This is a genomic window from Pantoea agglomerans (genome assembly GCF_020149765.1).
Lineage (GTDB): Bacteria > Pseudomonadota > Gammaproteobacteria > Enterobacterales > Enterobacteriaceae > Pantoea > Pantoea alvi.
Genome location: NZ_CP083809.1, coordinates 2,185,500 through 2,197,920, shown reverse-complemented (window position 1 = coordinate 2,197,920; position 12,421 = coordinate 2,185,500). Strand labels below are relative to the sequence as shown.

12 protein-coding genes and 3 tRNA genes are annotated in these 12,421 nt (G+C 57.2%); 4 read left to right on the top strand and 11 right to left on the bottom strand.

The annotated features are described in order from the left end of the window. Positions 1-59 precede the first annotated feature (59 nt). The 5 genes from pykF to LB453_RS13180 form a co-directional block, all read right to left on the bottom strand. Entirely contained in the window at positions 60-1,472 is a 1,413-nt protein-coding gene (gene pykF, locus LB453_RS13200) for a pyruvate kinase PykF (RefSeq protein WP_103795623.1), read from the bottom strand. Positions 1,473-1,816: 344 nt separating this feature from the next. Then, positions 1,817-1,893: transfer RNA gene (locus tag LB453_RS13195), tRNA-Val, on the bottom strand. Positions 1,894-1,905: 12 nt separating this feature from the next. Then, positions 1,906-1,982: transfer RNA gene (locus LB453_RS13190), tRNA-Val, on the bottom strand. 3 nt (positions 1,983-1,985) lie between these two features. Further along, positions 1,986-2,062, bottom strand: a tRNA-Val gene (locus LB453_RS13185). 212 nt (positions 2,063-2,274) lie between these two features. After that, on the bottom strand, positions 2,275-3,648 hold the full coding sequence (locus LB453_RS13180) for an MATE family efflux transporter (RefSeq protein ID WP_103795624.1): 1,374 nt from the start codon (positions 3,646-3,648) through the stop codon (positions 2,275-2,277). Between the two features lie 193 nt (positions 3,649-3,841). Between LB453_RS13180 and LB453_RS13175 the strand changes: the two genes are divergently transcribed. After that, positions 3,842-4,480, top strand: a complete 639-nt coding sequence (locus LB453_RS13175; RefSeq protein ID WP_103795625.1) for a riboflavin synthase subunit alpha — start codon at positions 3,842-3,844, stop codon at positions 4,478-4,480. Between the two features lie 42 nt (positions 4,481-4,522). On the opposite strand, the gene cfa is transcribed toward LB453_RS13175, so the two are convergent. Next, on the bottom strand, positions 4,523-5,671 hold the full coding sequence (gene cfa, locus LB453_RS13170; RefSeq protein ID WP_103795626.1) for a cyclopropane fatty acyl phospholipid synthase: 1,149 nt from the start codon (positions 5,669-5,671) through the stop codon (positions 4,523-4,525). Positions 5,672-5,979: 308 nt separating this feature from the next. Further along, positions 5,980-7,182, bottom strand: coding sequence for a purine nucleoside transporter PunC (gene punC, locus LB453_RS13165; RefSeq protein ID WP_103795893.1), 1,203 nt, complete (start codon positions 7,180-7,182; stop codon positions 5,980-5,982). Positions 7,183-7,301: 119 nt separating this feature from the next. Between punC and punR the strand changes: the two genes are divergently transcribed. Next, entirely contained in the window at positions 7,302-8,207 is a 906-nt protein-coding gene (punR, locus tag LB453_RS13160; protein ID WP_103795627.1) for a DNA-binding transcriptional activator PunR, read from the top strand. On the opposite strand, the gene purR is transcribed toward punR, so the two are convergent. Further along, positions 8,204-9,229: an HTH-type transcriptional repressor PurR gene (purR, locus tag LB453_RS13155; protein ID WP_103795628.1), complete on the bottom strand. Its 1,026-nt coding sequence runs from the start codon at positions 9,227-9,229 to the stop codon at positions 8,204-8,206. The two genes, punR and purR, sit on opposite strands and share 4 nt — an antisense overlap. A 284-nt stretch (positions 9,230-9,513) precedes the next feature. On the opposite strand from purR, the gene LB453_RS13150 reads away from it, so the two are divergent. Then, on the top strand, positions 9,514-9,603 hold the full coding sequence (locus tag LB453_RS13150; protein ID WP_103795629.1) for a YnhF family membrane protein: 90 nt from the start codon (positions 9,514-9,516) through the stop codon (positions 9,601-9,603). A gap of 46 nt (positions 9,604-9,649) precedes the next feature. Here the strand turns inward: LB453_RS13150 and LB453_RS13145 are convergent, their stop codons facing one another. Further along, positions 9,650-10,453 carry a C40 family peptidase gene (locus LB453_RS13145; protein ID WP_103795630.1) on the bottom strand — a complete coding sequence of 268 codons (804 nt, stop codon included), beginning with the start codon at positions 10,451-10,453 and terminating at the stop codon, positions 9,650-9,652. Between the two features lie 362 nt (positions 10,454-10,815). Between LB453_RS13145 and LB453_RS13140 the strand changes: the two genes are divergently transcribed. Then, complete coding sequence (locus tag LB453_RS13140) at positions 10,816-11,151, top strand: Grx4 family monothiol glutaredoxin (RefSeq protein ID WP_179256429.1); 336 nt, start codon at positions 10,816-10,818, stop codon at positions 11,149-11,151. Positions 11,152-11,193: 42 nt separating this feature from the next. Here the strand turns inward: LB453_RS13140 and rnt are convergent, their stop codons facing one another. Together rnt and gloA are read right to left on the bottom strand one after the other, a co-directional pair. Continuing rightward, complete coding sequence (gene rnt / locus LB453_RS13135; RefSeq protein ID WP_103795894.1) at positions 11,194-11,868, bottom strand: ribonuclease T; 675 nt, start codon at positions 11,866-11,868, stop codon at positions 11,194-11,196. A gap of 111 nt (positions 11,869-11,979) precedes the next feature. Then, positions 11,980-12,387 (bottom strand): lactoylglutathione lyase, encoded by a 408-nt coding sequence (gene gloA / locus LB453_RS13130; RefSeq protein WP_103795631.1) that lies wholly within the window; start codon positions 12,385-12,387, stop codon positions 11,980-11,982. Positions 12,388-12,421: the final 34 nt, after the last annotated feature.

Genomic DNA, 12,421 nt, shown 5'->3' with positions numbered 1-12,421 from the left:
TTAGTGACGGAATAAAAAAAGCGCCCCTAAAGGCGCTTTAAAATAAATGCTCACGAACATTAAATGACGTGTACAGATGCCGTATTTGTGGTACCGCTTGGTACTAATGCGCCGGAAACCATTACCACGACGTCGCCTTTCTGCGCGTAGCCGCTTTCCAGAGCGGCTTCTTTGCCGATGCGGTAGAAATCATCGGTAGAAGCGATCTCGGTCACCAGACGCGTTTCAACGCCTTTGCTCAGGATCAGCTGGCGCGCGGTGGTCTCGTTGGTGGTCAGCGCAAGGATAGTGGCGTCCGGGAAGTATTTGCGCACTGACTTGGCCGATTTGCCGCCTTCGGTCGCCACGACAATCAGCGGCGCTTCCAGTTTCTCAGCGGTTTCTACCGCACCGCGACACACCGCTTCCGTGATGCGCAGCTTGCGTGAGTCTTCCAGCGAGTCGATGCGCGATTTCATCACGCGGTCGGTACGTTCGCAGATGGTGGCCATGATGGTCACTGACTCCAGCGGGTATTTCCCTTTGGCGCTCTCGCCGGAGAGCATAACCGCATCGGTGCCGTCGAGGATGGCGTTCGCCACGTCGCCCGCTTCCGCACGGGTAGGGCGCGGGTTTTTGATCATAGAGTCGAGCATCTGGGTTGCAGTGATAACGACCTTGCGCGCCTTGTTGCACTTTTTGATCATCATCTTCTGCGCGAAGATAACTTCTTCTACCGGGATCTCTACGCCCAGGTCGCCACGCGCCACCATGATGCCGTCAGAGGCGTCCAGGATTTCGTCGAAGTTGTTCAGGCCTTCCTGGTTTTCGATCTTGGAGATGATCTGAATGTGTTCGCCGCCGTGGGCTTTCAGATGCTCGCGGATCTCCAGCACGTCGGAACGCTTACGGATAAAGGAGGCGGCAACGAAGTCAACGCCTTGCTCGCAGCCGAAAATCAGGTCGCGCTTGTCTTTTTCCGCCAGCGCAGGCAGCTGGATAGAGACGCCCGGCAGGTTAACGCCTTTGTTCTCACCCAGGTCGCCGTTGTTCAGCACGGTGCACACCACGGTGTTTTCCGTCACTTCTTTTACTTCCATGCCGATCAAACCATCGTCTACCAGCACGGTGTTGCCGATTTTCAGATCTTCAGTGAAACCAGCGTAGGTGACGGCGACGCGCTCGCTGTTACCGATCACGCTCTGGTCGGTGGTAAAGGTAAAGGTCTGTCCCGCTTTCAGCGAGACGTCGTTACCGCCTTCCAGTTTCATGGTGCGGATTTCCGGCCCTTTGGTGTCGAGCAGGATAGCGGCCTTGCGGCCGGTTTTCTGCATAACCGCGCGCATGTTGGCGATGCGCTGACCGTGCTCGGCGTAATCGCCGTGGGAGAAGTTGAGGCGCATAACGTTCATGCCGGCTTCAAGCAGCTGGGTCAGCATCTCTTCTGATTCGGTTTTCGGGCCGATAGTACAAACGATCTTGGTCTTTTTCATGACAGGTTATCTGTAAGTTGTGATGGATAATGAAGGTTGGGATTCGATGACGACGCATCGAAATGAGAATTCTGGTTGATAACGAAACGGACAGTACAACGTAAGAATAGGTGACGAAGGCTGAGCGTGCAGGGAAGTTGTGCGGTTACGTCAGGAAACCGACAAGAGCGTGTTGCGCAAAGAGTAAGAGTTATCGCCATAGGCACGCCGCGCTGAAACCTTTCAAGTGGAACAACGCGGGATAGTATAGTCGCTAAGTATACGAAAACCAATTAAAAAGCAGAGAAGGAAACGATGGAGATCAAGAAAAAGTGAAGTTGCGCAAGGGAGGAAAAAAGCAAGAGTGGTGCGTTCTAATGGACTCGAACCATCGACCCCCACCATGTCAAGGTGGTGCTCTAACCAACTGAGCTAAGAACGCATTAAGAAAAACTGGTGCGTCCGAGTGGACTCGAACCACCGACCCCCACCATGTCAAGGTGGTGCTCTAACCAACTGAGCTACGGACGCACTTGGTGCGCTCTAATGGACTCGAACCATCGACCCCCACCATGTCAAGGTGGTGCTCTAACCAACTGAGCTAAGAGCGCAACACGCTGTCAGGGCGACAGCGGGGACGAATATTAACGACACGCCGCAACGCTGGCAAGGGGAAAAACGCTTTTTTCGTGCTGACTGACCAGCAACTGCGCTATGCGTCGTTTTTTTAGGCGCGGCGGGACGTTACAGGCGCTTTCCAGGGCCAGGTACCCCGCAGAAGAGCGACGGGCCGCAGCCCGCTCGTCTCTCCTGGCGACACGCCTCAGCGCGCCGCGCGCGCAAGGATGACCTGCGCAGGCAGCTGTTGCAGACGGCGAATGCGCCACAGCATCATGACCGCCGCCGAGGTCAGGCCGATAATAAACCCGCACCAGAAGCCTGCCGGGCCCATGCGCGGCACCACCCAGTCGGTCATCGCCAGCGTATAGCCGCTGGGCAGCCCCAGCAGCCAGTAGGCGATAAAGGTAATAAAGAAGATAGAACGCGTATCTTTATAGCCGCGCAGAATGCCGCTGCCGATCACCTGAATCGAATCGGAGAACTGATAGATCGCCGCCAGCAGCATCAGCTGCGCCGCCAGTGCGACCACTTCCGGATTGTCGTTATAGAGCAGGGCGATCTGATGGCGGAAGATCACGGTGAACAGCGCGGTTATCGCCACCATGCAAACGCCGACGCCCTGCGCGGTCCAGGCCGCGACGCGCGCCTGCTCCGCCGAGCCCTGGCCCAGCCGGTAGCCGACGCGGATCGTGGTGGCGACCCCCAGCGACAGCGGCAGCACGAACATCAGCGAGCTAAAGTTCAGCGCGATCTGGTGGCCCGCCACGTCCACAATGCCCAGCGGCGACACCATCAGCGCGACCACCGCGAACAGCGTGACCTCAAAAAAGAGCGCCAGCGCCACCGGCAGGCCGAGCGAAAAGAGGCGCTGCAGCACGGCGCGCGACGGCGGCGACCAGCGAGAGGCCATGCGAATATCGCGCATGGCGCCCATGCGGCGCACCCACAGGCGCATCACCAGGAACATCACCCAGTAAACCGACCCGGTCGCCACGCCGCAGCCGACGCCGCCCAGCGCCGGCATACCGAAGTGGCCGTAGATAAAGATCCAGTTCAGCGGGATATTGACCAGCAGGCCGATAAAGCCCATCACCATGCCGGGTTTGGTTTTCGACAGGCCTTCGCACTGGTTGCGCATCACCTGGAAGAAGAGATAGCCGGGCGCCCCCCACAGCAGGGCGTGGAGATAGCCTTCCGCCTTTAGCGCCAGCTGTTCGTCAATATCCTGCATGGCGCGAATCAGGTAACCGGCGTTCCACAGCAACACCATAATCAGAATGGCGACGAAAAAGGCCAGCCAGTAGGCCTGACGCACCTGTTCAGCAATACGTTCGCGGCGGCCGGAGCCGTTGAGTTGCGCAACGGTTGGCGTCAATGCAAGCAGAAGACCATGGCCGAATAAAATGGCGGGAAGCCAGATAGAGGTGCCGACTGCAACGGCGGCCATATCCGTGGCGCTAACCGCGCCGGCCATGATGGTATCTACAAATCCCATTGCGGTCTGCGCCACCTGAGCAAGGATGACCGGAATCGCAAGGGCAAGCAATTGACGCGCTTCTGTTAAATACTTCTGCACGTTAACACCTGTTTAATAAGAAAAGGGGAGTGATCCCAGAGAAATGCGCGGTTAGTGTAGCGGCATTAACAAGATTCACCAAGTTTTGTCACGCTGTGCGTTATATTGCGGCTGTAAAGCGGACGCGACGCGGAAATAATATCCGCGCGCTAAGCTGTGATAAGCTAGGGCAAACTTCGCAGAGGCCAAAACTATGTTTACCGGAATTGTGCAGGGCACCGCAAAGATTGTGTCCATTGAAGAAAAAGATCTGTTTCGCACCCATATCGCAGAGCTGCCGGAAGAGCTGCTGCCGGGGCTGGCGCTGGGCGCATCGGTGGCGCACAATGGCTGCTGCCTGACCGTTACCGCGATTGAGGGTAACCGCGTCAGTTTCGATCTGATTAAAGAAACGCTGCGCGTTACCAATTTAGGCGATCTGCAGGAAGGCGACGTGGTCAATATTGAGCGCGCGGCGAAATTCAGCGATGAGATCGGCGGCCACCTGATGTCTGGCCATATTATGACCACTGCGGAAATCTGCAAAATTATCCAGTCAGAAAATAACCGCGAAGTCTGGTTTAAAATTCAGGACCCGGCGCAGATGAAATATATTCTGCATAAAGGTTTTGTCGGTATTGACGGCATTAGCCTGACCGTGGGCGAAGTGACCAAAAGCAAATTTTGCGTCTATTTAATCCCGGAAACCCTCGAGCGCACCACGCTTGGCGCGAAGAAGCTGGGACACCGCGTCAATATTGAGATCGATCCGCACACCCAGGCGATCGTCGATACCGTCGAGCGCGTACTGGCGCAGCGCGAAGCCGCCGCCCTGCGGCCCGACGTCGAATAAGCATAAAAAAGGCGCTTCATGCGCCTTATTCATTTTTGCGGTTTAGCGCGCGACGCGCAGGCCGCCCTCTACGCCACGGCTAAAGACCACCTGCCACAGCTGAATATCGCGGGCGCGAAAGGCGCCGGCGCAGGCGTTAAGGTAGTAGCTAAACATGCGCTTAAAGCGTTCGCCGTACTTCTCGGCCAGCTGCGGCCAGGCCTCAAGAAAACGCGCATACCAGGCCATCAGCGTGGTGTCGTAATCTGCGCCGAAATTATGCCAGTCTTCGAGGATAAAGTGAGACTCGCTGGCGTCGGCGATATGGCGCACCGACGGCAGGCAGCCGTTGGGGAAAATATACTTATCAATCCAGGGATCGACATTCATATCGGTGCGGATTGCGCCGATGGTATGCAGCAGGAACAGGCCGTCCGGCTTGAGGTTGCGGTCCACCACGTCGAAGTAGGTGGCGTAGTTTTTCGGGCCAACGTGTTCAAACATACCCACCGAAACGATGCGGTCAAACTGCTGGTTAAGATCGCGATAATCCTGCAGCAGGATAGTGACGTCGAGTCCTTCGCAGCGCTGCTGCGCCAGCTTCTGCTGCTCTGCCGAGATGGTCACGCCGTGCACCACCGCGCCGTAGTGGCGGGCAGCATACTCGGCCAGCCCGCCCCAGCCGCAGCCGATATCCAGCAGCGTCATACCGGGTTCCAGCTGCAGTTTGCGGCAGATCATATCCAGCTTCGCTTCCTGCGCCTGCTCCAGGGTCGCGGCCTCTTTCCAGTAGGCGCAGGAGTATTGCATATAGGGATCGAGCATCAGCGAGAAGAGGTCGTTCCCCAGATCGTAGTGCTCTTTACCGACGATCCATGCGCGTTTTTTTGACTGCAGGTTGGTGAGGCGCGCGGCGGCGACGCGCAGCGTATCTTTGAAGTGGTGCGGCAACTGCTGGTCCAGCTTGTGCTTTAGCACGCGGTGAAAAAACATATCCAGCCGTTCGCACTCCCACCAGCCATCCATATAAGCTTCGCCAAGACCAAGTGAGCCTTCCTGAATCACCCGCTTAAAAAAGTCAGGATGCTTAACCTGAATATCCCAGGAGCGACTGCCGTTGATTTCGATGTCCGCCTTTTCCAGCATTTCATGGACAATGCGATACCAGTGGTTTTCTTCAAGGCTCACTTCTTCTATTAACGATGAACTCATAGCTACTCCATCACCTGTCCGCGTTGAACCTGAGAAAAAGAATAGTCAATTTCTCAAGGCCTGTGAGAAATGTCACGGATTGCTCCGTGCGCCTGATATCCGACGTTTTACAGAGGATTGGATCTGAAAACCGTTGTCTGACGCAGCAGAAAGCGCGCGCGCAGACACCATCCGGGCGATAAGCTTCGCCTAATAATAGAACAATTATGTTATTGATTTGTTGCAGATTTATTGACCTGATCGAGTATATGCTCAACCAGGTCAGTATTCAACGACTTATTGTTAGGGCGCTAACTATAAAAGTTGTCTTAGTGATTATCCTGGCAGGGAGTCGTCGCGTGGACAATATCCGTTTGTGCGCTGGCGCGTCGCTGCCAGACGTAGCCCGCTAGCGCCAGAGCAATAGTGGTCACCATAATGAGCGTAGTCATCAGCAGCGGCTGTTGTAAACCTGCAGAGACCGCCAGGCTGGCGAGGAAGCAGAGGCCGAGCTGCAGCGTATTTTGCAGCGCGGCGGCTTTACCGGTGGCGTGGGGGAAAGGCAGCAGCGCGTTTGACACCACCACCGGGTAGATCGCGCCGTTCGCCAGCGCCATGCCGCAGAAGGGCAGCAGCAGGGCGATCAGGTTATGGCTGCCGCTGAGCGCCACGCCGAACAGTGACGCCACGCTCAGGCTGTAGAGGGCCAGCAGCCAGGGGAGCAGTTGCGCACCGGCATAGCGGTTAAGCAGCGCGCGGCAGCCGAATCCGCCCAGCAGGAAGGCGATAGTTTGCGGAATATAGCTCAGGCCGATGTCCGCCGGCGTCAGGCCCGCATCGGCGAGAATAAAGGGCGATCCGGTCAGCCAGGCGAAAAAGCTGGCGGAGCAGGCGGCGTAGATCAATACGTTGCCGCTATAGACGCCGGAGCGCAGCAGCGAGAAAAAGCCCGGCTGATCCCCCGTCGCCTTCGCCGTCGGACGGGTGGTGGGCAGACGCAGCGTCACCAGCATCAGCGCGACGCCGGTCAGCGTCAGCACCAGAAAAATTGAACGCCAGTGAAAATGGCTAACCAGCCAGGCGCCCAGCAGCGGTGCCAGCGCCGGGGAAAGCGCTACCAGCGGCATAATGGTGGCGAACACCTTATTGGCGCGCGCGCGCGGATAGCGATCCACCACCAGCGCCTGCCAGCTCACCGCCGCGGCGCAGACGCCGATCGCCTGAATAAAGCGCAGCGCCAGCATCAGCGCCGCGTTTTCCACCAACAGCATGCCGGCGCAGCCGAGCGCGAACAGCCCCAGCCCCATCAGCAGCACCGGTTTTCGACCGATGCGGTCAGAGAGCGGGCCCCAGAAGAGCTGGCCGATGGCAAAGCCTGCCAGGAACAGGCTCATACTGGCGCTGATGATGCCGGGCGAGGTATTGAAGCTCATCTGCATCGCGCCAAAGGCGGGCAGGTACATATCGGTCGCCAGAAAGCCCAGCATACTGAGCAGGGCGAGGTAGGGCATAAATCCTTTTGAGGACAGCATGGTGTTTATCTCATCTTTCGTCAGGCAGGTTGAACGCGGCAAAGTGTAAAAGGGTGCGCCCGCCGCTGTGAAACGTTAATATTTGCAGAGTGCTGTGAAAATTTTTGAAAGGAAAAAGCATGTGGTCTGAATATGCGCTTGAAGTTGTTGATGCCGTCGCGCGCACCGGCAGTTTCAGCGCCGCCGCGCAGGAGCTGCACCGCGTGCCCTCTGCCGTCAGCTATACGGTGCGCCAGCTGGAAAGCTGGCTGGCGGTGCCGCTGTTCGAACGGCAGCATCGCGACGTGGCCCTCACCCCTGCAGGCGAGCATTTCGTGCGTGAAGGACGCGAGGTTATCAAAAAAATGCTCGCCACCCGCAGGCAGTGTCAGCAGCTGGCGAACGGCTGGCGCGGCAAGCTCAGCATCGCGGTTGATTGTATCGTGAAGCTGCCGCGCAGCCGCCAGCTGGTTACTGACTTCTATCGCCACTTTCCCGATATGGAGCTGCATATCAGCTATGAGGTATTTAACGGCGTCTGGGACGCGCTGGCGGACGGGCGCGTCGATGTGGCGATCGGTGCCACCCAGGCGATCCCGGTGGGCGGGCGCTTTTCCTTTCGCGATATGGGCGCGCTGAACTGGCGCTGCGTGGTGGCGCGCCAGCATCCGCTGACGCAGCAGCCGCAGCTCGACGATGACGCACTGCGCGCCTGGCCCTCGCTGGTGCTGGAGGATACCTCGCGCGCGCTGCCGCGCCGCATGACCTGGACGCTGGATAACCAGCGGCGTCTGGTGGTGCCGGACTGGCAGGCGGGGCTGGCCTGCGTGCTGGATGGGTTATGCGTGGCGATGATGCCGGGCCATGTGGCGCGCCCGCTGCTGGATAAGGGGGAGCTGGTTGAGCTGACGCTGCCAACCGCCTTTCCGGAAAGTCCCTGCTGCGTGAGCTGGTCGGAAGCGGGCGCATCGCCGGCGCTCAGCTGGCTGCTCAGCTATCTCGGCGATGCGCAAACGCTCAATCAGGAGTGGTTAAGCGAAGATTAACGGCGGTAGTCGCGGAACGGACCGTCGCCGACTGAACGACGCTCAATCAGCGTGGGATGCACTTCAATGGTCTGCGACACTTCGCGTTTGCTGGTGATGCGATCCAGCAGCATCTCCAGCGCTTTTTCGCCGAGCTGGGCTTTCGGCTGATGCACGGTGGTGAGCGCCGGGGTAAAGTAGCGCGCGTTGCGCACGTTGTCATAGCCGATCACCGAAATATCCTGCGGCACGCGCAGCCCCATCTCGTCGGCAGCGCAGATCGCGCCCATCGCCATAATATCGCCGCCGCAGAAGATCGCCGTCGGGCGCTGCTTCTGCTGCAGGATTTGCTGCATCGCCTGATAGCCCGATTCCGGCTCGAAATCGCCCTGCACGATCCACTCGGGACGCACCGAGATGCCCGCTTCCTCCAGCGCTTTCAAAAATCCCGCATGGCGGCCGCCGCCGGTGTTACGCTCCAGCTGGCCGGGGATCGCGCCGATATCACGATGGCCGCGTTCGATCAGATAGCGGCCCGCCAGATAGCCGCCCTGGAAGGCGTTATCGAGCACGGTATCGGTAAAGTCGCCGCGCGATTCGCCCCAGTCCATCACCACCATCGGAATATTGCGGTTCTCTTCCAGCATCTTCAGCAGATCGTCCGGATACTCGGAGCACATCACCAGCAGGCCGTCGACGCGCTTCTGCGCCATCATTGACAGGTAGGCGCGCTGCTTCTGCAGATCGTTATGGGCGTTACCGAGGATCAGGGTGTAGCCGCGTTCGAAGCAGTGATGCTCGACCGCTTCGATGATTTCCGCAAAATAGGGCGCTTCGCTGGAGGTGGCGAGCAGCCCCAGCGTTTTAGTGTGATTGACCTTCAGGCTGCGCGCCACGGCGCTGGGCGAATAGTGTAATTCCTGAATCGCCTGCCAGACGGCGTTGCGCGTCTCTTCCGCAACGAAGCGCGTTTTGTTGATCACGTGGGAAACGGTGGTGGTGGAGACACCCGCGCGCTTCGCGACATCTTTAATTGTTGCCATTAAAAAGAGACTCCAGGCTTACCAATAACTCACTGATAAGCATAATGTTAAACGTTTGCGTCCGCTAAGCGAGATTTCTGTTAATTCGCTACAGTTTTTGTCGGTGAAATACTCACTGGGCAGGACAAAACAGGGGCTGTTGCGTGCGAACGGCATCAGCGTTGCGTCAGTTGCGCAACAAAGCCGGGGATTCTAACAAGGCTTGCGGGATAAAACGAGATTTTTACCGGTAACTATGGGAAAATCCCTGAAGACCCTGAAAACTGTGTGGATAAGGAGAGGTAATGAGCACTGATTTGAAACTGGCATTGGTGACCACGGGCGCGGCGCTGCTGATGATTGTGGCCTTTAGCTTTACCGCCGTCATGCACTAACGACAGCGATAAAAAAACCGGGAAAATCCCGGTTTTTTTATGGCGTTTAGCGAATGGTTTTCGGCGTCATCATGCGGCGCGCGCCGATATAGTGACGCTGCCAGTAATCGTCTGAAAGCCCGCTGATCTGGATATCTTTTCCGGTGCGCGGCGACTGAATAAATTTACCGTTGCCGAGGTAGACCCCCACGTGATCGGCGGTGCCGCGACCGTTGATACGGAAAAAGACCAGATCGCCTTTCTCCAGCGACTCGCGCTTCACCGGCGCGGCGTCACGCAGGTGATACATTTCGTTGGCAGTGCGCGGAATTCTGAACTTCACCAGATCTTTATAGGCGTACCAGACAAGGCCGCTGCAGTCGAAACCGGTGTGCGGCGACGTGCCGCCCCATTGATAAGGCTTGCCCAGCTGACCCATCAGCTTGGTCATCGCCGTTTCGCGCGCTTTCTGGTAGCGCAGGCGGTGGGACTTGCTCATTTTGATGGTGCCGCCGTCATCGGCGTCCAGCAGCGAAGAAGTTGCAACTTTGGCGCTGCTCAGCGTGCGCTGGTGGCCATAGCGCTGCTTACGGGAAGACTTCAGGGATTTTTTCGTTTCGCCGGCGGAATGAGAAAGGGCGGCCGTTTCGATTTTCTTCTGCTTTTTCAGTTTGAGTTTTTGCGCAGTAGAAGGGCGCGTTTTTTTCGCGCTGGTTTTAACCGGTCGCCGTTTGCGTCGCTCATCTTCGCGCGCGCTTTTTTTCTCTGCCTTATGCAGGCTGGCTTTAACCGGCGCTTGCGGCGAGGCCGAAGCGATGTTCATGAAAAGCTGCGCGAAAGCTAATATCAAGAGCGTAATCAGTAATCGCATAGTCCGGTTACAGGGTTAGCGGTTACGACAACAGGCCGTAACGAGGTTAGAAAAATCTGATCGGAGATCAGCGCCGGGGCCATTCTAAGCCAGGTTTTTTTCAAAAGTTAAGCCATTTTTCTATTAAACTGTTACAGGGTTGCATCTGACTCATAAATGAGCGATTTCAGCAGGTTATAGCAGCAAAGTTATTACCAGTTATGAATGGCTTAAGTTTTGATTATCGTCAGAAAAAGTCAGAACTTTACGCAAGAACTTAACAAACATGGCGGTTTCGTCCGGCAAGCGAGAAAATGTCGTTTTCAGGGATGGGGCGAAGTCGCTACAATAAACAAACACGAAGTAAGGAATTAAGGAAGGCAATTATGAGTACTGTAGAAAAAATTCAGCGCCAGATCGCAGAAAACCCGGTCCTGCTGTATATGAAAGGCTCGCCGAAACTGCCAAGCTGCGGTTTCTCTGCGCAGGCGGTGCAGGCGCTTTCTGCCTGCGGTGAGCGCTTTGCTTACGTGGATATTCTGCAGAACCCAGATATTCGCGCCGAGCTGCCGAAATACGCCAACTGGCCGACCTTCCCGCAGCTGTGGGTTGACGGCGAGCTGGTCGGCGGCTGCGATATTATCGTGGAGATGTTCCAGCGCGGCGAACTGCAGTCCCTGATCAAAGAGACGGCAGAGAAGCACAAAGAAGCGGAATAACAGCAGCAGAATAGAAAAGGCCGACGCAAGTCGGCCTTTTTTTTACGCCTGTTCCGGCGTTGCGTCAGCGTCGTCGCTCGCCGCCATCGGCAGCGGCCAGCCCCCCAGCCGTTTCCAGCGGTTTACCAGCTCGCAAAACAGCGTGGCCGTCTGTTCGGTATCGTAGAGGGCGGAGTGCGCCTGCGTGCTGTCAAAATCCATGCCCGCCGCTTTACAGGCTTTCGCCAGCACCGTCTGCCCCAGCACCAGCCCGCTCAGCGCGGCGGTGTCGAAGGTGGCGAACGGATGGAACGGGTTGCGCTTCAGCCCGGCGCGTCCCGCGGCGGCCATCATAAAATTGAGATCGAAGGTTGCGTTGTGCGCCACCATAATGGCGCGATTGCAGTGGTGATCCTTGATGCCTTTGCGCACCATCTTGAAGATGGCGTGCAGCGCCTCATATTCGCTAATTGCGCCGCGCAGCGGGTTGCTGGGGTCGATGCCGGTAAAGGCCAGCGCCTCTGGATGCAGCAGCGCACCTTCAAAAGGCTCGACGTGGAAATGCAGCGTCTGGTCGCGGTGCAGCCAGCCATCTTCGTCCATTTTCAGCGTGGTGGCGGCGATCTCCAGCAGCGCATCGGTCTGCGCGTTAAAGCCTGCGGTTTCGACATCGATCACCACAGGATAGAAACCTCGGAAACGTTGATTTAGCGCGTTCAGGGAGTTCGTTTCAGACATCAGCATCTCATAGCAGAAAATAGGCAGCGCGCATTATGGCAAAAAAAAGAGGAGGGTGCAGCAGAAGGGAAAGCTTCAGCCCGCCGCACTGCGCAGGCTGAAGCGGCAAACTTAGTTGCCCAGGCCGTTACCGGCGTGTTTATTTTCGATCAGCTCAATTTTGTAGCCGTCTGGATCTTCGACGAAAGCGATAATGGTGGAGCCGCCTTTTACCGGGCCCGCTTCGCGCGTCACCTTGCCGCCCGCGTTGCGGATGCGGTCGCAGGTCGCTGCCACATCATCCACGCCCAGCGCGATATGGCCGTAGGCGTTGCCGAGATCGTAGCTCTCTACGCCCCAGTTGTAGGTCAGTTCGATAACCGCGCCTTCGCTCTCTTCGGTATAGCCAACGAATGCCAGCGTATATTTATATTCCGTGTTCTCACTCTGACGCAGCACGCGCATGCCGAGAACGCGGGTGTAGAAGTCGATAGAACGTTGCAGATCGCCAACGCGCAGCATGGTGTGAAGTAAACGCATAACATCCTCTTTTATTAAATCGTCATCTTCTGAT